General features: G+C 33.7%; 22 protein-coding genes. 16 read left to right on the top strand and 6 right to left on the bottom strand.

Going from position 1 to position 25,490, the window contains the following annotated elements; all coding sequences use genetic code 11:
- The first annotated feature begins 17 nt into the window (after positions 1-17).
- The 13 genes from E0F89_RS06735 to E0F89_RS06795 all read left to right on the top strand — a co-directional run bounded on the left by E0F89_RS06735 (position 18) and on the right by E0F89_RS06795 (position 13,097).
- Entirely contained in the window at positions 18-743 is a 726-nt protein-coding gene (locus tag E0F89_RS06735; protein WP_131909048.1) for a heavy-metal-associated domain-containing protein, read from the top strand.
- 464 nt (positions 744-1,207) lie between these two features.
- Positions 1,208-1,573, top strand: a complete 366-nt coding sequence (locus tag E0F89_RS06740) for a hypothetical protein (protein ID WP_131909049.1) — start codon at positions 1,208-1,210, stop codon at positions 1,571-1,573.
- Positions 1,570-3,171: a hypothetical protein gene (locus tag E0F89_RS06745; RefSeq protein WP_131909050.1), complete on the top strand. Its 1,602-nt coding sequence runs from the start codon at positions 1,570-1,572 to the stop codon at positions 3,169-3,171. The genes E0F89_RS06740 and E0F89_RS06745 overlap by 4 nt, the downstream gene beginning before the upstream one ends.
- Positions 3,172-3,197: 26 nt before the next feature.
- Positions 3,198-3,620, top strand: a complete 423-nt coding sequence (locus E0F89_RS06750) for a c-type cytochrome (protein WP_131909051.1) — start codon at positions 3,198-3,200, stop codon at positions 3,618-3,620.
- Positions 3,621-3,872: 252 nt separating this feature from the next.
- Entirely contained in the window at positions 3,873-4,481 is a 609-nt protein-coding gene (locus tag E0F89_RS06755) for a DUF2202 domain-containing protein (RefSeq protein ID WP_131909052.1), read from the top strand.
- Between the two features lie 477 nt (positions 4,482-4,958).
- Positions 4,959-5,174 (top strand): hypothetical protein, encoded by a 216-nt coding sequence (locus E0F89_RS06760; protein ID WP_072944172.1) that lies wholly within the window; start codon positions 4,959-4,961, stop codon positions 5,172-5,174.
- 238 nt (positions 5,175-5,412) lie between these two features.
- Complete coding sequence (locus tag E0F89_RS06765; protein ID WP_394345963.1) at positions 5,413-5,982, top strand: YeeE/YedE family protein; 570 nt, start codon at positions 5,413-5,415, stop codon at positions 5,980-5,982.
- An 11-nt stretch (positions 5,983-5,993) separates the two neighbouring features.
- Complete coding sequence (locus E0F89_RS06770) at positions 5,994-6,491, top strand: DUF6691 family protein (protein ID WP_072944174.1); 498 nt, start codon at positions 5,994-5,996, stop codon at positions 6,489-6,491.
- A 7-nt stretch (positions 6,492-6,498) separates the two neighbouring features.
- Entirely contained in the window at positions 6,499-7,596 is a 1,098-nt protein-coding gene (locus tag E0F89_RS06775) for a c-type cytochrome (protein ID WP_207915786.1), read from the top strand.
- Between the two features lie 5 nt (positions 7,597-7,601).
- Positions 7,602-8,027 (top strand): DsrE family protein, encoded by a 426-nt coding sequence (locus E0F89_RS06780; RefSeq protein ID WP_131909053.1) that lies wholly within the window; start codon positions 7,602-7,604, stop codon positions 8,025-8,027.
- A 522-nt stretch (positions 8,028-8,549) separates the two neighbouring features.
- Positions 8,550-9,830 carry an OmpP1/FadL family transporter gene (locus E0F89_RS06785; RefSeq protein ID WP_131909054.1) on the top strand — a complete coding sequence of 427 codons (1,281 nt, stop codon included), beginning with the start codon at positions 8,550-8,552 and terminating at the stop codon, positions 9,828-9,830.
- Positions 9,831-9,861: 31 nt separating this feature from the next.
- Positions 9,862-11,562: a bifunctional metallophosphatase/5'-nucleotidase gene (locus tag E0F89_RS06790; RefSeq protein WP_131909055.1), complete on the top strand. Its 1,701-nt coding sequence runs from the start codon at positions 9,862-9,864 to the stop codon at positions 11,560-11,562.
- 104 nt (positions 11,563-11,666) lie between these two features.
- The gene (locus tag E0F89_RS06795) at positions 11,667-13,097 is read left to right on the top strand and encodes an OprD family outer membrane porin (protein ID WP_131909056.1); all 1,431 of its coding nucleotides are present in this window, start codon (positions 11,667-11,669) and stop codon (positions 13,095-13,097) included.
- A gap of 9 nt (positions 13,098-13,106) precedes the next feature.
- On the opposite strand, the gene E0F89_RS06800 is transcribed toward E0F89_RS06795, so the two are convergent.
- The 6 genes from E0F89_RS06800 to E0F89_RS06825 form a co-directional block, all read right to left on the bottom strand.
- Positions 13,107-13,334, bottom strand: coding sequence for a LytTR family DNA-binding domain-containing protein (locus E0F89_RS06800; RefSeq protein ID WP_262709521.1), 228 nt, complete (start codon positions 13,332-13,334; stop codon positions 13,107-13,109).
- Positions 13,335-14,088: 754 nt separating this feature from the next.
- Positions 14,089-14,544 (bottom strand): recombinase family protein, encoded by a 456-nt coding sequence (locus E0F89_RS06805; protein WP_243699493.1) that lies wholly within the window; start codon positions 14,542-14,544, stop codon positions 14,089-14,091.
- A 114-nt stretch (positions 14,545-14,658) separates the two neighbouring features.
- Positions 14,659-15,012, bottom strand: a complete 354-nt coding sequence (locus tag E0F89_RS06810) for a hypothetical protein (protein WP_131909058.1) — start codon at positions 15,010-15,012, stop codon at positions 14,659-14,661.
- A 54-nt stretch (positions 15,013-15,066) separates the two neighbouring features.
- Complete coding sequence (locus tag E0F89_RS06815; protein ID WP_131909059.1) at positions 15,067-18,801, bottom strand: YecA family protein; 3,735 nt, start codon at positions 18,799-18,801, stop codon at positions 15,067-15,069.
- A gap of 777 nt (positions 18,802-19,578) precedes the next feature.
- Positions 19,579-20,472: a PD40 domain-containing protein gene (locus tag E0F89_RS06820; protein WP_099715199.1), complete on the bottom strand. Its 894-nt coding sequence runs from the start codon at positions 20,470-20,472 to the stop codon at positions 19,579-19,581.
- 39 nt (positions 20,473-20,511) lie between these two features.
- Positions 20,512-21,765: a S41 family peptidase gene (locus E0F89_RS06825; RefSeq protein WP_131909060.1), complete on the bottom strand. Its 1,254-nt coding sequence runs from the start codon at positions 21,763-21,765 to the stop codon at positions 20,512-20,514.
- Between the two features lie 214 nt (positions 21,766-21,979).
- Here E0F89_RS06825 and E0F89_RS06830 point away from each other — a divergent pair, with 214 nt between their 5' ends.
- From E0F89_RS06830 to E0F89_RS06840, 3 genes are all read left to right on the top strand, one after another.
- On the top strand, positions 21,980-23,116 hold the full coding sequence (locus E0F89_RS06830; protein WP_131909061.1) for a sensor histidine kinase: 1,137 nt from the start codon (positions 21,980-21,982) through the stop codon (positions 23,114-23,116).
- Complete coding sequence (locus tag E0F89_RS06835; RefSeq protein WP_131909062.1) at positions 23,101-23,805, top strand: LytR/AlgR family response regulator transcription factor; 705 nt, start codon at positions 23,101-23,103, stop codon at positions 23,803-23,805. The genes E0F89_RS06830 and E0F89_RS06835 overlap by 16 nt, the downstream gene beginning before the upstream one ends.
- An 857-nt stretch (positions 23,806-24,662) precedes the next feature.
- Complete coding sequence (locus tag E0F89_RS06840) at positions 24,663-25,460, top strand: sulfite exporter TauE/SafE family protein (protein WP_131909063.1); 798 nt, start codon at positions 24,663-24,665, stop codon at positions 25,458-25,460.
- Positions 25,461-25,490: the final 30 nt, after the last annotated feature.

Below are 25,490 nucleotides of genomic sequence, written 5' to 3' on the forward strand. Positions count from 1 at the left end.
TGAATTATAAAACAAGAATGACTACAGAATTTACTATAAATGGAATGACTTGCAATGGATGCAGAACTACTGTCGAGGAAATACTTTCCAAAGTGGAAGGGGTTTCACAAGCAATTGTAATTTTAGAAACTGAAACAGCAACGATACACGCCAATAATGAAATAAAATTGGATGAATTAGTAAGAGCCTTAGCTCAGAAACCAAAATTTACAATTTTAAAGAAAGAAACTATAGTTCCACTAATTGAAAACCCTGAAATTAAAAAATCTTGGTTAGCTACTTATTTTCCATTACTGCTCATTGTAGCATTTATCAGTGGAATTTCACTTATCACTTCATATCAAAATGAAACTATAAAATGGATGTCATTTATGAATAGTTTTATGGCTGGTTTTTTTATTGTTTTTTCATTTTTCAAATTATTAAACTTGAAAGGTTTTGCCAGTAGTTATGCTATGTATGATATTTTGGCTAAGAAAATTCCTGTTTATGGATTTATTTACCCATTTATTGAATTGGGTTTAGGACTCGCCTATCTCATCAACTACAACCCAAAATTAATCAATACCATTACTTTAATTGTATTAACTATTAGCATAATAGGTGTTATAGAAAGTAATCTAAATAAACGAAAAATAAAATGTGCTTGTTTGGGTTCCGTATTTAATTTGCCTATGAGTACCGTAACTATTATTGAAGATCTAGTTATGATTTTAATGGCACTCTTTATGATTTTTAGTTGATTTTTTATAAAAAAAATTGATTTAATTGTTTAGAACAATAAATTTATACCATGAAATATTTTGCGTATATATTATGTTTTTATTTAACTACTCTAACTGCACTCCCATCTGTTAGAGTATTAAAGATGCAATTTATTGAAAGAAATCAATCCGCATGTTCTACAACTAATACAGTTGATAATTCCCAATCAAGTTGTGAAAAGGGAAATTTTATAATGAATTTAAACTTTAGTCCCACACAATGCATTAGGGAGCAATTCATACCATTTATTTCAGTTACACCTTTATTTGAAACGATTAAAAAAGAGAAATCCAATTACGAAAAGATTTTTATCTCCCAATATTTCAACTCCATTTGGCAACCGCCAAAGATTATTTCTTTAGTTTAATACCCCTCTAAATAAAAAGGAACAAAGCCCATAACAGTTTGCTAGTTATGAGGCAATACTATAATATATACCTAAATGAAAACTAAAATAATAATTACAAGCATGATAGCCTTATTCGCTTTTTCAAGCTTTCAACTTATAGACAACAGTCAAAATTATAAGAGTATCATAAAAAACACAAACAAAAATTTTGATTTAAAAAAGCACAAATCCTATTTTTCACAAGCAATGGTGAGTTGCGCAAAGTGTCACGATTGTCAAAACGAGAATCCGATTGTTCAAGATAGTACCAGAATTAGTATACAAGATTATTCTGAAAATTTTAATAAAAAATCAATTCAGGTTTCAAAAACTCAAACTCAAACCAAACAAGTCAACATCGAAAAAACTAATTTGAACTATGTTCAAAATACGGATAATTTAAAAACGCAATTAAAATGAAAAAATACATTTTTATAATCATACTGCTGCTTTCCTTCAAAGCAACAGTAGCACAAAATTCGTTTTCTTATGATGTGCAACTTACCCCCATTGCTATAGCTAATCTACCTGGATTACATTCTTATGTTTTTGCACAACATAATGGTAAATGGCTTGTAATTGGAGGACGAAAAGATGGCATTCATGCCAGACAACCTTTCAATGCATTTCCTCAAACACAAAACAATACCGATATTTATGTGATTGATGTAAATACAAAACAATTGTGGTCAGCTTCTTTAAATTCACTAACAGCTGGAATTGCAGAACAATTACAGTCTACCAATATGAATTTTCACCAAGATAGAAATACATTGTATATTATTGGAGGTTATGCTTTTTCAGCAACTGCAGATGATCATATTACATTTGACAAACTAACTTCAGTCGATGTTCCTAACCTAATTACAGCAGTAATTGCAGGAACTCCAATTACACCCTATTTTAAACAAATTTCTGATCCTATTTTTCAGAATACTGGTGGGCAATTAGGTAAAATCGGCCCTGATTTTTATTTAGTAGGTGGACAGGTTTTTACAGGTAGATATAACCCAAATAATGGAGGTTCTTTTGTACAATCCTATTTAAGTCAAATTCAAAAATTTACCATTGACAATTCTGGAATACAATTAAGTTATGATAATTATTCAACGGTTACTGATGCTGTTAACTTGCATCGAAGAGATTATAACTTAGTTCCTCAAGTCTTTCCAAACGGAGAAGAAGGCTACACTATTTCTTCAGGGGTTTTTCAAATCAATGCTGATTTACCTTTTCTCTATCCTGTAGACATTAAAAGCAGCGGCTATTTTCCACAAACACAATTTAACCAATATTTAAGCAACTATCACTCCGGAAAAGTAGGTTTATACGACCAAACAGAAAACCAAATGCATACTGTTTTTTTTGGAGGAATTAGCCAATATTATTATAATGGAACAACTTTAATCCAAGATAATAATGTCCCATTTGTAAAAACAATCAGTAGAGTTACCCGACTTGCAGATGGTACTTTAACAGAACACAATCTACCGATAGAAATGCCTAATCTTAAAGGTGCAGGCGCAGAATTTATTCCAAACACCAATCTGCCACACTATGAAAATGAGGTAATTAAGTTGAGTGAAATATCGGATGATGAATTTATAATTGGTCATATCTATGGGGGAATTCAAAGTCCGACTATTAGCGCTTTTACGGATAATGAAACTACTGTTACTTCTGCTGACCCCACTATTTATGAAGTTAAGCTAATTAAGAATACGAACTTGAGCGTGGTTACAATCGACGGAAAAAACCCCTTTACTTTTACTGTTTCACCAAATCCTACCGCTAATAAAATCGTTAAAATTCAATTTAATCTACCTTACCTAGCCACTTTAGATTATTTCATTTCATCGCTAGACGGAAAAATATTGGATGACGGTGAAATTGAAGGAGTAAAAATTGGGAATAATACCATGAACTTTAGTTTAGAAAATGCAAATACGCAAATGGTACTACTTACATTTATTTTCGATCACAAATTTTATGTTTCACAGAAAGTACTAGTAAATTAATTCCTCTTTAATAAAAAAACACAAAAATGAAAAATTTCAAATATATAATAGTCTTATTTACACTTATAGGTTTTACCTCTTGTTCAAATGATAATGAAACGTACGCTACTAATGGAGAAACAATTTTTAGAACAGGAGTAAATATACATGGTGCTGTTTTACAAGATATTTCGCAATCTGAAATAAAAAAAGTACATGGATGTGCAAATTGTCATGGAGATAACGGTAAAGGTAAATTTAGAGGTGGCGGAGACAAACAAACAGGCTCAATTACCTACTATGACTTGACAAACACTTCCATTTATACTCCCGTTTATAATGATGATTTGATTAAACGCTTTATTGATAGCGAAACCAAGAGCGATGATACTCATGCAAATACTGGCGTGGTGTATGTAATGAAAGAAACAGATAAAATCGACTTAATCAATTTTCTTAAGACTTTATAAAAAACTATCAAGCATCTTTAAATATTATTTTTCCATTTAATCATGGCACAGTTAAGTCTTTTAAATGCAAAAAAGGAAAAGAAAGTTCTCTTCCTCTCCTAATTATTTTACAATAGGTTTGCTGCTAATCAAAAGTGATTAAAATTAATATTTACTTAAGACTCTTTTTTAAATTCTATAAGTGACTATTGTTACATTTAAAAAAGAGTTCTTTTAATAAATTTACTTCATATTAATCCAAAAAATATAATTATGAAAATGAAAATATTTGTTGCTTTTATAACAGGATTACTGTTTAGCAACTGTACGAATGACAATGTTAACACCGATACTGAAGTTACATTGACACAAAATGAAATAAATGATCTTAAATTTTTAAGAGAGGAAGAGAAACTAGCTCGTGATGTTTATATTTATTCCTACAATAAATACAAATTGGCTATTTTTAATAGCATTTCTCAAAGTGAACAAACACACATGAATAGTGTTTTATCATTATTAAATAAATATGGAATTCCAGATCCTTCCTCTGTTCAAATGGGGATTTTTGTAAATCAGGATTTGCAAGTTTTGTATAATAATTTGATTTCACAATCTAATATTTCATTGATTGAAGCATTAAAAGTTGGTGCAACTATTGAAGATTTAGATATAAATGATATTGATGACTTTATAATAAATACTTCAAAATCAGATTTATTAACTGTATATAATAATCTAACCTGTGGCTCAAAAAATCACATTCGTTCTTTTACAACTGAACTGAGCAATAATGAGGTAAGCTATGAACCACAATTTATTTCTTTAGAAGAATATAATAGTATCATAAATACTCCAAGTGGTGGCTGCGGAAATAATTAATCAGAATAGAAAAGCTGCTTAAACCCGAAGACAAGACGATATAAATTTTAAATCATTTCAAAAAATAGTACAAAAAAATATTTTATAACTTTTTATAACGATGAAATTTTTGATAACTACATTGTGCTTTTATATCATAATGCTGACAGTGTTGCCAACTGTTAGACTTGTGAAAATGCATTATGCTCTAAAATCTGAATCGGCTTGTCAAAAGAATAATGCTGAAAATAACAGTATGCCATATGGCTGTCAAAAAGAGAGATGTATTTTAAATTTTAACATAGGGCAATTCATAATCAATCAAATAGAATTTATATTTAAAAAAAACTATAATTTTGAGGTTGTAAGTGAACAAAAATTATTTTTCGAAAAAGAACTAATTTCAAATTACATTAATACTATTTGGCAGCCTCCGGAGATTAACTCTTACTTACAAAAAATAAAATTTTACAAATTCAATAAATAAAACATAATAAAATGAAAAAAATAGTTTCATCATTAGTAATAGCAACAGTATTATTTACAATGAATATAAATGCTCAAGAGCAAGAACCTAAACAAAAGAAAAAAGTAAGAACAGAAAAATCATGTTCTACTGAAGAAAAGAAGTCTTGTGGTAGTGATACAAAAGAGCAAGGTAAAGGTAAAAAAGATGGATGTTGTTCATCTAAAAAAGCCGAAAAAAAATCATAAATTCTAGTTTTAATTTGTTAAAAAGTGTTTGAGAAATCAAGCACTTTTTTATTTGACACCATTTCAATAAAACACTTATTTACATTAATACATCAAGATTAATAACTATTTAAGTAAAAATGAAATAGGATAATTTCTCTTATATATGTCATTTTTTACAATTTTTTTTTTCTTGTGTGACATAAGTTACACAAATTATCTTTTTTAAAAGTGAATTTTACAAGAATAAAAAAAACATATGGAAATTTTAGAATTAATCAGAGAACCTTGGCCTTGGTACATTGCAGGCCCATTAGTTGGACTCACAGTTCCGGCTTTGTTAATCATTGGCAACAAAGCATTTGGTATTAGTGCATCATTGCGTCATACTTGCGCCATGTGCTTACCGGCAAACATTAAGTTTTTTAAATACGATTGGAAAAAAGAAATCTGGAATATGTTTTTCGTTTTCGGTATTTTATTGGGTGGTGTAATTGCGTATAGCTTTTTGTCAAATCCTAATCCGATTATCATTGATGGAAATCTACAAACTGAATTGGCAGGCTACGGCATAACTGAAATTTATGGAATGTTGCCAGAACAATTATTCTCTTGGGAAAGTTTGTTTACACTCAAAGGATTTTTTATGATGGTCGTTGGTGGCTTTTTTATCGGTTTCGGATCTCGTTATGCGGGAGGTTGTACTAGTGGTCATGCAATTTCCGGTTTGTCTAATTTACAATTGCCGTCACTGATTGCAACGTGTTGCTTCTTCATTGGCGGATTGATTATGGCGAATCTTATTTTACCATTTATACTTTCACTTTAAAAAATTAAATTATGAACATTAAAGATCAAAATACAGATTTCGAAACGCGTTCCTTAGATACGGTTTGTATAAACGAGAGTCAATTGGAACACAAATGGTACCACAATTTAAAATACTTAGTCATTGGTATTTTATTCGGTATTGTTTTCATAAAAGCAGAAATTATCAGTTGGTATCGCATTCAGGAAATGTTTCGTTTCCAATCTTTCCACATGTACGGAGTAATTGGAAGCGCCGTTGTGGTGGGAATAATTTCCGTTTTCCTGATAAAAAAATTCAATATTAAAACCATTTATGGAGAAAAAATTGAGTTCCACGACAAAACCTTTAACAAAGGTCAGATTTATGGTGGACTCATCTTTGGATTGGGCTGGGCAGTAACCGGAGCTTGTCCTGGACCTTTGTTTGCACAAATTGGAACGGGTGCAACCGTGATGATTGTAACCCTATTTTTTGCAATAGTAGGAACTTGGGTTTATGGATATTTTAGAGATAAACTGCCTCATTAATACATTTATGATTCCAGAAAAACAAAATATCTTACAATTTAAATCGCTTGTAAAAAGACTGATTTATCTCTTTATGACTATTATTTTCTTAGTCATGGGGTTGTTCTTGCTAGTGTTTTTCAATTCATCCAACACTTCTTGGTTTCAAAATAGTGATTCAAACCTCGATTCTCTTTATATCGATGCAAAGAAAAAAGTGATGGTGCAAAATGAAACGGCAAAATTCTGGAAGCCAGCTGATCTCAATTTGATTACAGATGCCACTTTAAAACAAGAAGTAGAATATGGCAAAGATTTAATTGCGCATACTGCTAAATATTTGGGTCCAAATGGCAGTGTGAAACAAATCAACAACGGGATGAATTGCAATAATTGCCATCTGGATGCCGGCACAAAACCTTGGGGAAACAATTATGGTTCCGTTTATTCGATGTATCCAAAAATGAGAGCCAGAAGCGGGCAAGTGGAAAACTTATACAAAAGAGTGAACGATTGTATGGAAAGAAGCTTAAACGGTCAGCCTCTCAAAGAAGACGATAAAGAAATGAAAGCAATGATTGCATATATTGAATACATTGGCAGCAATGTTCCAAAAGGCAAAGAAGCAAATGCGGCTGGAATCTATGATTTGGAATATTTAGATCGCGCTGCTGATCCTCTTAAAGGCAAAGCATTGTATAATGCCAAATGTGCCAGTTGCCATCAAATGAATGGTGAAGGGATCCTGGCAGCGGATAAAAAAGAATACACCTACCCGCCACTTTGGGGCAAAAAATCCTACAATAGCGGTGCGGGATTGTTTAGAATTAGTCGGTTCGCAGGGTACATAAAATACAATATGCCGCTGGGTGCAACGTACGAAAACCCTCAATTATCAGATGAAGAATCCTGGGATATTGCGGCATATGTGGAGAGTCTGGACAGACCATCGAAAGATTTAAGTCAGGATTGGCCCAATATTTCCAAAAAACCAGTAGATCATCCATTTGGGCCTTATTCCGATAAATACACCGAAACACAACATAAATATGGGCCATTTAAACCCATAAAAATGAAAAAAAAGAAAATGGAAGAAGCTGAGGGAAAATTGAAATCTAAAACATAAAACAAATGAAAAATTTAAAACTAACAACTCTCATTCTTATTGGATTATTTACAGTTAGTGCGTTTGCCCAAAAAAAACCGAACAATCATAAAATAGTTTTTCAGTTTACAAATGCTATCGATACTTTACAACAAAAAGCATTTGCTAACCAACTAAAAAATTTAACGGACCATTGGCCTAAAGCAAAATATGAAGTCGTGGTTTACAACATGGGATTAGAATTTGTTATGGCTACAAAATCAAAGCATATAGCAGCAATTAAAGCGCTTTATGCAAAAGGAGTCCGTTTTGTAGTTTGCGAAAACACCATGAAAAATCGAAAAATAACCAAAGAGCAATTGATCCCAGAAGTAGAATATGTACCCGCCGGAATTGCCGAAATTGTTGAAAAACAAGAACAAGGTTGGAGTTATATCATAGGAGGATTTTAATTAATTCCCATTAGACATCTACAAATTAAATGTCGCTTAGCAGTGTCAGGTATATCAGCGTAATCAAAGTTTATGTTTTGTTTTATCGGTATACTAATTTACATGACAACTGCTACGCGACATTTTTTCATTTCCAATCAATTATAAATCGTTCGATATACTTTTTGTTTTCAATATCATTTTGAAAATATATGGAGTAATCGTGGAAAAATTACGAAATCGATTTCTTAAATATTAAAATAAAAAATATTTTCCATGTAAGGATGAATTCAATTGGTCATTAAAACTGTATAAATTCACATAAGATGTTGTTAATTTGAGAATTAAGTATCTAATTTTTTTAAATAAAAAATAAATATAGAAACTACTTCTAATTTGATACAAATAATTATTAAAAAAATATTATTTCGAGTGATCTGCTTAATAAAATGGAACGAAAAATATGTTTATAACCAATTTTAATAAATATCATAATTAAAAACACTAAACCTATTAACCACCCCAAATAAACCATAACAACCTATGAAAAACAGACTAACCATTATTTCGATTTTCTTAATTACAAATCTTTTTGCACAATCCGGACATTTAATGCAGGGAGTTGGAGCCGTGAATATGTCTATGGGTGGTGCTTCAACGGCCCAACCAATTGATATTAGCGGTGCTTTAAAATGGAATCCCGCAGCAATATCTGTATTCGAAGGAAGAACTATCTCTTTAAATGTAGGTTTGCTTATGGCAAATCCGGAAATATTATCGACCGTTCCTACACCTAATGGACCAATGAGCGGTACCTCTACTGATGTAAAAAGTAATTCAATTTTGCCTTCCTTGGGTTTTGTATATGGAAAAAAAGATAGTAAACATACCTTTGGAGCATTCGCATTTGGAGTAAGTGGTTTCGGTGTTGATTTTCCTGAAAGCACGACAAACCCAATAAATATGCCTCAATCAATGGGCGGTTTTGGAAATTTAACTTCCAATTATGTAATGCTTCAAACTGGTTTAAGTTACGCCTATAAACTGTCTAAATCGGTTTCTATTGGCGTTAGCCCAAACTTCAATATTGCTACATTAGAATTAAAACCAAATCCTACCGCTAACCCGAAAATGGCTGGTTATCCGACTACTAATAATGCTATGGCAACAGGTTTTGGAGGACAAATCGGTATTTTTTACCAAAATGAAGAAGGTTTTAAATTAGGAGCCAGTTACAAAACAGAACAACAGTTCTCTAATTTTGAATTTGAAAACACCTATTTAGACAATTCCCGTTCGGAAAACTCTTTTAAAATGAATTTCCCTGCGGTTTATTCATTAGGGGTTGGATATTCAAACAGTAAAGTAGATTTAGCGTTTGATTTCAGACAAGTAGAATACTCCAAAACAGAAGGTTTTGAAGAATATGGATGGTCTGCAACAGGTGCTGTAAAAGGTTTTGGATGGAAAGATATGCAAGTATTATCTTTAGGAGCACAATATAAAGGAATCAAAAAATTACCTCTAAGAGTAGGTTATACCTACAACACCAATCCTATTAAACCGGAATTAGCATTTTTCTCCGCTTCTGCAACTGCAGTAATTCAAAATGCTTGTCAATTTGGTTTTGGATATGAATTTTCTGAAAAATTAACTTTAAATGCGGTTTATCATAATGCTACCAGTGACGGTAGTACCGGAGGACCTATATACAATCCAATGTTAGCTGGGCAAACTGATCCATTAGGGACAGTTCCTAGTAGTAAAGTTTCTTATAAAATGGATACAAGTATGCTAATGCTGGGCATTTCATACAAAATATAGTTTTAAATAATAATCATTTTAAATAAATAAAATGGAATCAAATAACAACCGAAGAAATTTCCTGAAATCAGTAGGAACACTAAGTCTGGGAGCTGCGATTATTTCGCCCCTTTCTGCTATTGCAAATACAAATCTAACGGAAGAAACAAAACTGGATACAGCAATCGACCAAAACAAACCTCAAACGATTTCTATTCTTCAAACTACCGATGTCCATTGTCAGATTCATCCGCATGATGAGTTATTCTGGGAAAATGGGAAAGCCGTTTTTAGAAAAACGGGAGGTTATGCTTATATGGCAACGATGCTTAAAAAGTTAAAAAAGAAAAACCCAAATACCTATATCATCGATACTGGTGATATGTTTCAGGGCAGCGAATTAAGTGTAGAAACTACCGGTGAAGCTTTTGTTCCTATTCTAAATGCATTAGATTACGATTTGTACTTACCCGGAAACTGGGAAGTAATTTATGGAAAAAAGAGAATGCAAACCCTTTTAGGTTCTCTGGATGCACCAAAAATCTGTACGAATATGTACCACGATTTAGGCGACGGAAAACGAGGCGAACTTATTTTTCAACCCTATACGATTTGGAATATAGCCGGAGCAAAAATTGGTTTTTTAGGCTACACCGATCCTTTGGTTCCGTTGCGACAGAGTCCAAATTACAGCAAAGGAATCATCTATACCAATCCCGAAGAAAATTTGGCTCATTACGTGGATGTACTTAGAAATCAGGAACAATGCAGCTATGTAATTATGATCGCACACCTTGGTTTATCGCAACAAATAGCATTAGCAAACCACCCCGAATGTGAGGGTGTCAATTACATTTTAGGAGGTGATACGCACGAGAGAGTCCGCAAACCAATAGTTTGTAAATATTCCAAAGTGGTAGAACCAGGAGCGTTCGGTTCATTTATTGGAAAATTAGATTTGACCGTTTTAAACGGAAAAGTCGTTAGTGACAGCTATGAATTAATAGAAGTAAATTCACCAAAAATAAAACCGGATGCTAAAATTGAAAAATTATTAAAAGAAAAAGAATCCGTTTATCAGGAACAAATCAATCAGGTTATTGGATACAGCACGATTCCTTTGTATCGTTATTTTGTGGTAGAAAATCCTATTGACACAATGATTCTGAACGCCTTAAACTGGAAATTCCCTGAAATTGACATTAATCTTTCAAACGGATTCCGCTTTTGTCCGCCAAAAACAACTCCTGATCAAACCGGAAATATTCCGATCACAAACGGATTTATTTTTGATATGTTACCCGTTGACAGCACGGTTAGAACAGCAAAAGTTACCGGAAAACAATTGAAAAACTGGCTGGAAAAAGAATTAAATAATGTTTTTGCCGAGGACGCTTCAAAACGTTTTGGTGGCTGGGTGGTAAAATTCAAAGGAATGGAAGTACGATTTAATGCTTTTGCCGAAATGGGGAAAAGAGTTCAAAGTATTACGGTCAAAAATACGCCGATAAATCCTGAAAAAATGTATTCCATTATGGCTTGTGAACGTGATGGCGATCCTGTGGACATGCTTTGCAGAATGAAAGGCGTTATGGATGCCAAAAACACCAATGCAACTTTACATTCGGTGATGAAAGACTATTTAAAACAAAACTCTCCCGTTACGCCTACACCTCAAAAAAATGCTATCATTCTTGATGCTCCAGAAACCCTATTAACTCAGGTTACTGGTGTTGATTATACATTTAGATAGCATTCTGAGCATTTAATTTCTTATATAATTTGCCCAACTGTGATAAATGTTACCTACATTTATTACCGTTGGGTTTATTTTTGTCAAAAATTAAAGACTTACAAATGAAATCTTTTTTCTCTATAATAATTTCAACTTTTTTACTTTTAATAAGTATCCATTCCTCGGCACAACATCAGGAAATTTCCGACAAGCCAACCGTTTGGAAAGAAAAAAGTAATGAAAAAATTGATTCCACATCAATTTTAAATGCTTTCAAAAACGGAAACTTCAGCGGCCATTTTCGCTATTTTTTTATGGGTACCAACAATGAAAGTGGCTTATCTGATTATTATGCCAATGCTCTTGGTGGCGGCGTAAAGTTTGAAACCGCTAAATTTCATAATTTTCAATTTGGTGTCAGCGGCTATTACATTTATGATATCGGTTCCTCTGATTTTTCTAAAAAAGACCCGGTAACAAATTTATCCAATAGATACGAAGTAGCGCTTTTTGATTTTCAAAATGCATCAAGTAAAGGCAATTTAAGCCGGTTAGAAGAATTATATTTAAAGTACAACTACAAAAATTCTAATGTAACTATTGGAAAACAACTGCTGAACACCTCTTTTATAAACCTGCAGGATGGCAGAATGCGGCCTACAGAAGTGGATGGAATTTGGATTGATTTTAATGAACTCAAAAAAACTAAAATTAATGTGGGTTACCTATACGGAATTTCGCCACGAAGCACCATGAAATATTTTAGAGTTGGAGAATCCATTGGAATTTATCCAACAGGCGTGAATCCTGATGGAACAAAATCCGATTATGCCGGAAATCTAGACAGTGATGGAATTTATATTGTTGGCATACAAAATGAATCGATAAAGAATTTAAAGACACTTTTATGGAATCAGTATGCTGAGAATTTATTCAATTCGGCACTATTCCAAATGGATTATAAATACGATTTAAATCCAAATTCAAAACTGCTTTTCGGATTTCAGACGATATACCAAAACGCACTAAATTTTGGTGGAAATGAAGATCCAAGCAAAACCTATTTTGAAAAAAACGGTAATTCTCAAACTTTTGGAGGAAGATTAGGCTGGCAAAATAAAAAAATAGAAATTACTTTAAATTACAACCGAATAACGGCCAAAGGCAGGTATTTAATGCCCCGAGAATGGGGACGAGACCCGTTTTACACCTTTATGGCCAGAGAACGAAATGAAGGTTTTGGAGATGTACATGCGGTAATGACTAAAATACAATATACGAATCCAAAAAAGACATTCAAATCGCATCTGGCTGTGGGTTATTTTGATTTGCCGGATGTGAGAAACGTTGCATTAAATAAATACGGATTGCCTTCTTATGTTCAAACCAATGCTGATGTTCGCTACCAATTTCAGGGAATGTTAAAAGGTTTTGATGCACAATTATTGTATGTGCACAAGTTCAATGTGGGAGAAACCTATGCTAACAAAAATTATGTTTTCAATAAAACAAATATGAGTAATATCAATTTTATACTCAATTTCAATTTTTAATCCTATTGCCTATTTTAAATTTAACCGTTCCGTCAATGCCCTTCTATAGGTAATGCCCACCGGAATTTTCTCGTTATTGATGATGACCGTATTCCGCTCCCAATCTTTAATTTTAGCAATGGCTACTATATAGGATTTATGAACCCGCATGAAAAGTTCCGAAGAAAGACTATTTTCCAGTTCATTAGTGGTCATTGAGGCAAGATACAATTTTTTTAAGGTGAAAATTTTACACAATTACAGCCCATGATACTTGCGTACCAACTACATACCCTTTGACATTCGTGCCAAATAAAGTATTATAATATGATTAATAATCTGTCTTCATTTATCCATGTGGGTGATTGGAGTATTTTAGAATTGATTCTTCTGGAATAGGTAAAAGTTGAATTCTTGAAGAGTTTCCGTTTTTTGACGAAGAGTTAATATTTCAACTACAAAATGTTTCTTTTAAAATAGTAGTGCTGTTTATAAGAATGCTTAATAATCGCTCCAGATTTTGTATAAAAAAGTTCGATATTTCTTCGGATGGGCTACTTGTCAGGACAAATGAAAAAATGACTCATTTGTTCTTTTTTTTCGTTCATTAAATCACTGCTAAAAAAGTAAATACAATTTACAATCACATTTATTCTTGGGGTTCGATACGCATTTCCATCAAAAAGCAATTAATCGAAAAATAGGGTTAATTGGCACAAAATCAAGTGATTAAAAAACCAACCACCTTGTACAAAAATCAATGTATTTTGCTGTATTTCAAATTATTACAATTGATTCTAGAAAACGTTTAGGATACTATTGGTAAAAAATATTAAACTAGCGTTAAACTGGCAAAATATTAAATAAACTTTTTGGATTGTCATAAAATTACTTAACTTTGATTTTTAAAACATGAATTACATCATTCATTTTAAACAAGTTAATTCAATAATTTAATTAAAAAATAACTTAAAAATTGTCATGTTGAGTTTTGTGGCAAAATCGTGGCACATTAGTTTATAAGTAGTAAAAATGCAGTATAGGCGCGGGTTCCAGCTTGTTGGTTCGAATCCTGCTCTGGAACTGCTAAATATACAGCGAGCATAACAGTACTTTCCGGCACAGAGAAATCAATTGGCTGATCAATAGCCTTTGCTGTTGTTTTATATTTCCGAAGCTTTCCAATCATTTCGTACGCAAATTCAATATTACGACTAAATCGATCCCATTTGATAGATAGTATATTTTTATCTTCTCCTGATGATTTCTTTTTGATTTCTGAGAATAATTGGTTCCATTCTGGTCTATTGAAATTCTTCGCTGAGAAATCTTCGCGATAAATGCCTTTGACTTCGATATCGTAATATTTACAATACTTCAATAGTCTGTCCTCCTGCTCTGGCAAGGAGTAACCTTTTCTTTTTTGTTCGTCCGTACTTACACGAACATATAAATAGGCTGAGTTCATATTATTAATGTATTTGTTATTTCAGCTGGATTTGATGCTGTAAAACCAAAAAACATAAGATAATTTTTATGTTAACTTCAGAAACGGCAATGATAAACCGCATTTTGGAATTCGCTACGTTTCAAATTTGTCTTGCTCATAAGTGAAATTAAGCTTCATATTGATGGTCTCATGCTTTACAAACGCCTCCACACGCTCGATGAGCATCAGATTGAAGCGGTCTGCGCTGCCCCTTGCGTGGCCTACATACTGCATGAATTCAGAAAGATCCATCACATTGAGATAAATTCTGTTCTCTACCATGGCGCTGCATATTTCCACTATTATCTTCTTCCAGTCCCCAAATCCAAAAAGTTCGGATACCAGTACTATGCAGTGAGGAAACTCCCTCTTTTCATACTTGATCTCCTGCAGTTTTTTATCATATATTTTTGCCTCCTCATTGATTTTTCTTGCCGCCCCCGCCACTTGCACAATGCCTGAGGATAAAATCGATCTGATTCTTTAGTTCCCCCGTCCTAATTAAAATAACAGTCCTACACCTTCTCTCTTCAAATCCGGAAAAGCCACGATAGGCATTGGCAGTTCTCCTGCCCGGATATACGGCGTAGGCACTACCTGAGAGGAGATCATAAACGATTTTACCGTCAGCGCATCGTCAAACTTCAGAAGCTTCTGCACCTGTCCTAAGTTTGCATTAAGCCACGTATCACGTTCCAGATGTTTATGCACCATCCCTTTTTTGCCGTCCCTTCCGAGATAACGATCCATTTCCGTTTTCATTTCATGAATATTTTTTGCCTGACTTGTATTCTTGCACTCCAGGCTAAAAACTGTCGCTGAAGGTCTGTGAAACGCGAGTACGTCCACATCTCCGTAAGACTTGTCCGCATTAAGTGTCCCACCCGGCATTATCGGGACTTCATACCCAATAACCTCAAAACCTTCTTGTTGCGCCGCCCAGTCATGGACTACATTTCTGAAATCAGTCCCTCTTTGATCGGCATAACCGCCAATCAGTTTTTTGATTTCCTCCCCTCCGTTGGTCAGTCTTGCACCGCGCATTAAGTAATCCATCTGGTGTCTAGCAGCGGTAGCGCTTCTAAAACCCCAAGAAAGCATGCTGTCTCCAGCGTCATTAGAATGCCGTACAAGAAACCTTCTGGTCAGGCTGAACTCCCTGTTATATTTCCATGGAAATACTTCATTGTTTGAATAGCCATCAGGAGCTTTTAAAAAAGAATCACGAGGAGAAAGCACTAATTTTTCGATACCTGCACAGACCTGGTCTTCAGGCATAGCCGCCTCGTTTACAAGGCGTTCTATAAAATCCGATTCACGCATCGTAATTACGGATGCTTCTTCTTCAATACAAAAGTTTGATGCATAATACGAAATTTTATTCAGGTTGCTCCAGCTTACTGACCAGTCAGCAAGGAATGCTGCGTCATGCCTGTTGATGTATTCCTGAACCTCTGGGGGTATTTCTCCCGCATCTGCAGGCTGGTAGATAGAAAACCGCCCTGCAAAATCTTCCAGTTTACTGTCAATATCTGCTCTGGCATTTGCCAAACTGAAAGGTTCCATCTTTTCAGAAAAAAGATCTGAAATAAATCCAATTCTTCCCGATGGCAGTATACCCACTTCTGGATCATCCATATTAAAATAGACAGCATCACTCATCATACCAAAAGAGGTTATCTCATGCATAAGCGCAAGTAGCCTGTCCACGTCGTCCAGCGAAGGAATAAGTGTTCCTTTTACAGGCTGTGCGGCAAGGAACTCTATTAAATTGCGAAGAGATACCGATGTCCGAACCTGCATTCGTCCATTCTCCCGTATTTCCTCCAGCTTGCCCTCCTTATTTCCAAAACAAATCAGCTGGGCTGGGATTATTGTTTTTTCATACTCCCTCTTTTGCACAATAGACTCATGAAGGTTCAGCAGTAACACGAGCAATGCAGCATTTTCATATCTTGAAATTTCCTCTTTCAGTTTTTCAAGAAGAACATTAGTACCGGTATTGAAAAGCTGTTTTTTATCATCACGAGTCGTAATTTGCTCCGGTATGACCATATGCTCCATTATCCATATCGGCAGCTGGTCCATCAGCATTTCCTTTTCAGCATCCGATAAGAGCAAAGGCTCCATAAGCCATCTCCTGTCAATCATAAGATCTTCCTGACTGTCAAAAAAAAGCATCATCTTAGCCTGGCCCAAAGGCATAAACTTATTCAAGATTTCCTCGATAGTTTTATCTTCCAGCGTAACTCCCAACAAACGGAAACTCTTCAATGTATGTCGCATAAGTTCCCGCTCGCCTTCATTATTTGCCCCTGTAAAAGACCAAATCGAAGATCCCGGAATGCTAATGGTAAGTACATTATCTGTGAAGGCTACTCCATATTCTTCTTTTGGAATTTCTGAAAGCTCCTGGGAAGTCATGCCAGTAAATATTACCGGATCAAGCTCAAGCCTTATTTCAACGGGAAGCTTCAAATGCGGATTTAAAACCGCTTCTAAAGCCGGCTTCATTTGGTCAAGCCAGAATGATAATGCATTGGTATAAAGGCGCACAATTCCTGCCATACCATGATCTTTTACCTGATAGCTTGTCATCCAGATAGGGGAACGGAAACTTTCCAATGACTCAATAAAATATCCTATATGCCTGATTGGCTTATAAATCGGAGCAAAATCCCCACAGGAAACCACAGGTAAAAATCCCAGCATTCCATCATTCAGGAAAGAAGAAGCATGATAATTCTGTTTTATTTTGGATCCTCTGATAAGATCGCTTCCCTCACCAGGAACCACCGCAAGAAAATCTGGCATTATGTCATCCGAAAAATAAAATCCTGAACTTTTTTGTTTATAGAGGCTGTACAGTTCTACGGCATCGCCCATCGTTTGTGTTTTGCTGTTAAATTTTGCCAGTGCTTTTGCAAACTTCCATAAGCTGTGCTTTTCCCAGTCTTCTCCCTTCGATAGATTTAAAAAATCATGAACATTAAACGGCAGCCTAAATTCCCTATCTCTGGGTTTCATAAATCGTCCCATTCTGGTGCGCCCGCAGGAATCTGTAAGCTGAAGTACAAGCAGCTGGCAGTCCTGCCTATTTTGATCATCTAATATTGTATTTGCTACATTCCTCAGCCTATTGTCCATTTTGGGCGGATGCATTTCAGAACCTATACTAACCGAAACGTCAGGTATGCTCAGTGGAGTATCAAGAGTCACATACGCAAGTCTGTTATGATCGAAAGAATAAATTGCTTCATTGGGAGAATTGGCATCAGGGAAAGGGTCGAGTTTAATATCTGTTTCTCTCCATTTCATCTCTGCACATGCTACCCGGATATGTCCCCAAAGCTCTTCGCGATACGCCTTTAAAAAAACTTCCTGACATCCAAATTTTAACGCTGTTCTAAGTATAAATTCATTTAGGGCATTAAGCTGATTTGATACAAGGACAAAATAATAACGTCCGTGATAATAGGTTATAGGATAAAAAAGTAACGGCATCATTGAAGAATCATCCACATCTAAAGCGACATCTGGGTCCAGAATAAATTGATTTATGATTTTGGAATTAACATGGATCTTTTGACATAGTTCCTCCAATTCCAGCTCAGAGATGGAAAAGTCTGCCTGAAGATCACAAACTTTCATTCTCCCTTTTGATCCGATACTTTCCATATTACCCCTTAGACCAGCCATGCGGGCCAGCTGGTCTCCCAGTTCCAGAATTAGGCCAATTCCCTGATATACTTCGTCGGTGAATTCTTTCGGAAACACAGTTCCCGAGTTAAAAACTACCTGGCTGAAACTAAGAAAAATGTCAGCAGTATGTGCGGCAATCCCTGGAAATGCAATATGGTTCCCATGAAAAAACACGACGTTTTCGGTAAATAGATTCTCTGGAGGATCTTCCATTGAATCCGCCGTATATTCCCGCTGCAATATTTCTCTAAGTACTGCTTTATCTCCCGGCTTGCCATTGCTAAGACTTTTAGCTGCCAGTACTGCTATTTCTTCAATACGTATATTTTTTCCGTGATTTTCAGCCATAAGCTGCAAACCTATGATCTCATTCATAACAACATGTGAGTCGTATTCCTTTACGTATGTTTCCATTTTTGAAAGCGTTTTTTGAGTGCCGGGATTATCCGGCAGTCTGTCAATATTGTGACATTTTTTATTTTTTTTCCCGGATCCACAGGGACAAAGATCATTTCTTCCAATTTTTAGCGCCATATCATGTAGAATAAAGTGGCAAGATACTAAGAGTTCCTGAGGCAGCAATATGTAAAAAGACCTGAATTGAGTTCCTACCTTATGCCACAAAAAGCTAAGTTGGTTTTAATAAAAAGAGAGAAGGATTTGTTTTTTTGACGCTTCATTTTTCTTCGATCCCCAACAAGACATCCAAACCAAATTGTTCGTGCCATTCAAAGACAGCCCCTACATATAATAAGCCAATCTCATTAAATCCTGCATAAAATGATTTGAAATTTGTCCCGTTGGGGTCACCACAGCCAAAAGGCGCCAATTGAAGACAATTGGCGCCTTTTTTTTGTAAAAAAAGTATTAATCAATATATTTGTTTTCGTTTTTCATTAATACATCTTGAAGCTCTTAAACAATTCCTAATTGGCGGAATATATTATCGCCTGCATTCTTTCCCGTCATACTGACAAATGATATTGAGACACAGAAAATCCATTATTAAATGTACTTTAAATTAAGCAAATTCAATATTGTTAATTTCTTTACATAAATTAAGTTTTCACCTGTGAATAAATTAAATTGTATTTGAGGTTCAGGTAAGATACAACGTAAAGAACTACAATTCTAAAACGCCTTTGCATTAATTTACTCAAAGAATCGATGCTTAATTTTTTTTTGAAATGTCCTGGCGATTAACTACCCAAGTCCAGAAAAATTTGATAGATGCATAAAGCTAGATTTAACCACTGAACCGCCACTTTTGGGTAGGTGCTGTTGGCGATGGTTATATTTTATATGAAATCATTATTGAGGTCTTAACTGTTCAATGATTTTAGCGTCAACCCAATAATCTTTAGTCTCCCAATATGTACTTCCATCCTCTTTTACTTTTTCTTCTGACCTTCTAAAAAGAAAATATTTTCCGTCAGGTGTTAACCTCGCACCATTTTCTACTAATTCTGAATTTATCTTATCTCCCATATTAATAGCTGAACCCCATGAACCATCTTGCTGTCGAAAACTGATATAATTATCGGACTTACCATATCCTTCTTCTCGCTCGCTATCCCATATTAAGTAGGATTCATCAGGCGCAATAAAGGGGTGGGCGACCAATTTCCCTGAGTTAATCTCCTTGCCGAGTGGTTTTGGTTCTTCCTGTTTACCGTCTTTAATCCTTGATATACGGATTCCGTCATCAGTTTTATAATCATCAAAAACAATAGTGCCATTGGCGGATATTGACAACACCATAATGCCCAAATCTTTGCTGTCAAACATTGGACCTAGGCTTTTTAGCTTTGACCAACCAAAATCTGTACGTTCAATATAGTTATGCCTTGAGTATAAGATGTTGCTATTTTCAGTACCACTGGGATGAAAAGTATATTTACTAGCTCTATAATAATTTTCTTCTTGCCGATAAACAACAACGGCAGGCTGAAAAGGGTCATTACCTGAGTAAGTGAAGTAAAACTCTTCCATATTCAAAGAGTCCTCGTTCCCTAGTTTCCAATCTTCAGAAGTACTCTTTTTAGGAACAAAAACTTCAGGATTTAGTCCTGGTGGCTTATACCCAAAGTATAGATTTTCCTCTATCGAAGAATTATTCTTTTTTGTTTCTGGTTTCTTGGTATTGCAAGCATTTGAGAATATTACAAATGCCAGTGCTAAAAGTTTAATTATGTTTTTTTTCATTGTCCAATTAGTTTTAATTACCGCCAACTAGCTTCTTTTTTATTTAATGTTTACTAGTTTCTGGATCATTGCTTTTGCTGATTCTGAATTAGGATTTAATGCTAAAGCTTTTTTGAATGATTTTAGTGCGTTTTCTTTATCATTGTTTATAAAATAGGCTTCACCTAAACTATCCCAAGTATTTGCATCATCTGGAAACAATCTTGCATTTTCTTCGAATACAACAATAGCATTATCAACTGATTTTTCTTTTAAAAGAGCATAGCCAATTTTATTTAAAAGAATATTCTTATTGCCCTTAGCAGTTTTGTTAATGGCATCTACATAAGCATTTACCAAAGCTGTTTTTTCATTCGTTTTAATGTCTGGATGCACACCTTTTCCTTCCCAATTGGTTTTTGTTACTGGATGAATGGCTTGGATGTATGGCATCGAAATTGTAAACTCATCATTCAAATTAATTCGTTTGGTTCGGTTCGCACCTCCGCCTGTAATTTCACCAACTACAATAGCTTTATCTAAATGCTTTAAAGTATAAGTAAATGCTTCTGCCGCCGAAAAAGTATGTTTACTGGTTAAAATATAAAGAGGCTTGTTTGTACTTCGTTTTCCCTTTACATTTTCAAATGTGTACAGTTGTGTTTTTGTATTTGTTGCTCGCTCATAAAAATCACTTAATAAAACAGGTTTTTCATCAAAAAAATAACTCGATAACAACTGCATCATACTGGGAACACCACCTCCATTTGAGCGTAGATCGATAATGATTGCATTGGTACTACTTAAAAAATTCATTGTAGCTGTTGCTGTTTCTTCAGCATATTTTATATCTGCAAACTGACTTAAATTTAAATAACCAATGTTTCCTTCCATTATTTTCACCTCTGTAAATCCGTAATTTATTTCGGTCATTTGCATAGCTGTTCTTTTCTCCATTTCTAATCGCTTTTCTTCCGAAACAGCAAGTTTTTCCCGAGCAATACGCTCTGGTTCAAATCGAACTTTTAGGTGCAAATCTTTACTAATACTTTGCAAATCCTCTGTTACAGTTTTAGCGAATTCAACAGGACTTGTAATTTTATTATATGTATCAGATTTTAAATTTTTATCCAATTGCATTATCATTTTTTTGGATAATTCCAAATCGATATAAGCTACTTCAAGATGAGTTTTAATTGCCAATACAACTTCATTTTTCTCCTTTGTATTCAGTAATCGATTAGTGTCTTGTGCTGTCGTATTTTGCACGGTTACAAATAAAATCAGCAGCATTGTTTTAAGATAGGTTTTCATAATGTTTTCGTTTTACTATATATAATTTTCAGCAAACATATCAGTAAACTAAAACGGGCTAAAATATTTATCATCAACTAGTAAAATATATTCACATACAATATAATTTGTGTTCAAATCCGGTTTAAGCCTAAAAAAGCAGCGTTTGTGCTTCTTTTAAGTGATTTGGTGCAGATTGTACTGGGAAAAAGTCATTTTTTGTTAATTTTGACTCATGATTGAATTTTTTAAAAAGTACAAAGCCTTTTTGTATGGATTTCTAATCCAAAGGATTGCAGTAGTTGTGCTACTGTATTTTAATATTATTTACATTGACAATTCTGGAACAATAGCGAATATCCTAAGTTTTATTTTTAGCTGGTTTCTAGTCTCCTTACCCATTCATTATTTTTCGTTTTTAAAAAAGCATAAAACCATTTCTCTAAAGTTGCTTGTTCTGCTTTTTGTTTTTTTTGTAATCATTATAAATGATCTGAATTCCAAAATAATTGACAATCCCATAACCTTTATTGGATTAGTTTGTGTTGTACTATCCTTTTTCGCCATCATAACTCCTTATTATTTCAAAAAGTACGCCTTGATTGTAATGAGTTATTATGGCTTGGTATTGGGTTATTTCTACTATCTAAGAGTATATATTAATGATATAAATAGATACTTTCAGCAGGAAAAAGAAATAAAAATCATTTTGACAGCTCCTTTTTTTGTGCTGCTTTTAACGTGGTTTTATCAGCAATGGAAATGGATGAAAACAATAGAATCAAAAAAAACAAAAGCAGAATTATCGTTGTTGAAAAGCCAGATCAATCCCCATTTTTTTTTCAATACTTTAAATAATTTATATGGTTTAGTAATTGAAAAATCTGATGATGCACCAAATGTTATTTTAAAATTATCCGACATAATGCGTTATACTATTTATATGGGAAAAGAAGATGTTGTACCTTTAAAAAATGAAATAGAATACTTAACAAACTATATTGAATTGCATAAAATACGATATCAGAAAAGAGTCGATATTGTATTTAATCACAGTCGCGAAATTGATTATCAAATTGCGCCTTTACTGTTTATTATTCCGTTGGAAAACGCATTTAAACATGGCGTAGAAAGCATAACCGAAGATGCTTATATTCATATCAATATAAAAATTGATGCTGGCATACTTTATTTTGATATTGAAAATAACTTCGAAGCAAAAGAAACTTTCCAAACTGCCGGGATTGGAATACAGAATCTAAAACAGCGATTGAAATTATTATATCCTGATAAACATAAAATCAAAATAGATGTTAAAGATTCTATTTACAAATTAGAACTTAAAATAGAAATGATATGTTTCGCTATTTAATTATTGATGATGAACCTATTGCCCATCGCATTATTGAAAACTATTGCGAAAATTTACCCTATTTAGAAAAGAAAGGAAATTGCTATAACGCCTTTGAAGCCTTACAATTTTTGAATGAGGACACTGTCGATTTGCTGTTTTTGGATATTAACATGCCTAAACTATCTGGTTTTGATTTTTTAAAAACCCTACCCAATTCACCCAAAATAATTGTAACCACAGCCTACAAAGAATTTGCTCTTGAAGGTTATGAACTTAATGTTTCGGATTATTTATTGAAACCCTTTAGCTTTGACCGATTTCTAAAAGCCATTAACAAGACATTTGATAGTGCTCAAAATAAAAAAAGTAGTGTTGCATTGCCACCAAACGAAACAGAACCAAATATAAATAGCTTTTTTTTAAGAGGTGATAAAAAACACTATCAAATTCATTTTGAAGATTTATTGTTTATAGAAGCTTATGGACATTATACCAAAGTATATGTAAAGAATGAAATGATTGTTAGTCCTCAAAAAATTTCTGATTTGGAACAGTTGCTTCCAAAATTTGATTTTATAAGAACCCATAAATCTTTTATAGTTGCTAAAAATAAAATCAAACAGATTGAAGGCAACAGGATACTAATAGGTGGATATAAAGTACCAATAGGACAAACCTATAAAGAAAATATCATAATGCTTTTTTAATTTCACTCTTAAAAATCATCTTCAGTTAATTATTAATTTAAATATATCCTATTTGACTTTTAGATCTTAATTTTGAATTTAATAACACATTTAAATTTATCTTATTGATTAACTAATTAATTTTAGTATTGTATAACTTGACAACTCTTACGTACATTTTACTATCAATCCCCAACAGGACATCAAAACCAAATTTTGGGAGCCAATCAAAGACAGACCCTACATATAATAAGCCAATATCTTTAAATCCTGCATAAAATGATTTGAAATTTGTCCTGTAGGGGTCACACAACAAAAACGGTAAACAGCTATTTAAAAAGCAGTTACCGTTTTTTTTATGGAATTATATGGCCACCATAACATGCCGAATTATTTTTCTATAACAAATATATAAATTTATACCCAACTCATATCGTTCGATTGGTGTCAAAAGAATTCGATATAATATTTCCTTTTATTATTCTTGAAGAACAGATGTGCTTTAAATTTTTCAGCGATTGGTATTAACCCGGCATTTATATTTTCTTAATTATTACAATTAAGAAAGTACTAAAACAAATTTGACCGTTGGAAAAGAAAAAAAATATTCTTTTTACTGATTTCAAATATTTTATTCATTAATATTACTTTTGACCCGCCACTGGTATAACTGTTTGTAAAGTATATTCGCCTTAAACCATTTTTTAAACACCATATAAAACAAAAACACATTTTAATTTATGTATCCGAATGCTAAAAGATGGCGATTGTCGCAGCAGTTATCAGCATTGTAATTTCAAAAAAAAATCCGCAGTGTGATAAATGTTACTGTAGCTAAAATTTAAACTGACAATATTTGCATCATAAAATTTACAATTATGGAATATATCGGTTATTTTGCGTCAATACTTATTGGCGTTGCATTAGGACTAATTGGAGGTGGCGGAAGCATACTTACAGTACCTGTATTGGTTTATCTATTTGCAATAGAACCCGTGATTGCAACAGCCTATTCATTATTTATTGTTGGTTTAACCAGTGCGGTCGGAACTGTAGGCTATTTTAAAAAAGGGCTGGTAAACGTCAAAACTGCCATTGTTTTTGGAATTCCATCCATTGTTGCTGTTTTTGCAACAAGGGCTTTAATAGTACCTGCTATTCCTAAAGAAATATTTTCGATGGGTAATTTCATTCTGACTAAAGATCTTTTCTTAATGTTGCTTTTTGCGGTAATAATGATTATTGCTTCTTACAGCATGATTAAAAAAGATAAAATAATTGTTGCTGAAGAACCACACGAACAAAAATTTAATTACCCGCTTATACTTTTAGAAGGAGCGCTTGTGGGAGTAATCACCGGACTTGTGGGAGCTGGAGGTGGATTCCTAATTATTCCTGCTTTGGTTATTTTGAGTAAATTACCCATGAAAGAAGCTGTCGGAACGTCTTTAGTAATTATTGCTGCCAAATCCTTAATTGGTTTTTTTGGAGAAGGTGGAGAAAATGTTATCGATTGGCAATTCCTATTTACAATTTCAGCATTTGCAATTGTTGGGATTTTCATAGGTACGGCGCTGTCTAAAAAAATTGATGGTAATAAATTGAAACCAGCCTTTGGATGGTTTGTTTTAGTAATGGGAATGTATATCATAACTAAGGAACTTTTTCTGAAATAAATCCTTATGTGACATAAGTCACTAGAAAAG

This window comes from Flavobacterium caseinilyticum, assembly GCF_004349085.1.
Lineage (GTDB): Bacteria > Bacteroidota > Bacteroidia > Flavobacteriales > Flavobacteriaceae > Flavobacterium > Flavobacterium caseinilyticum.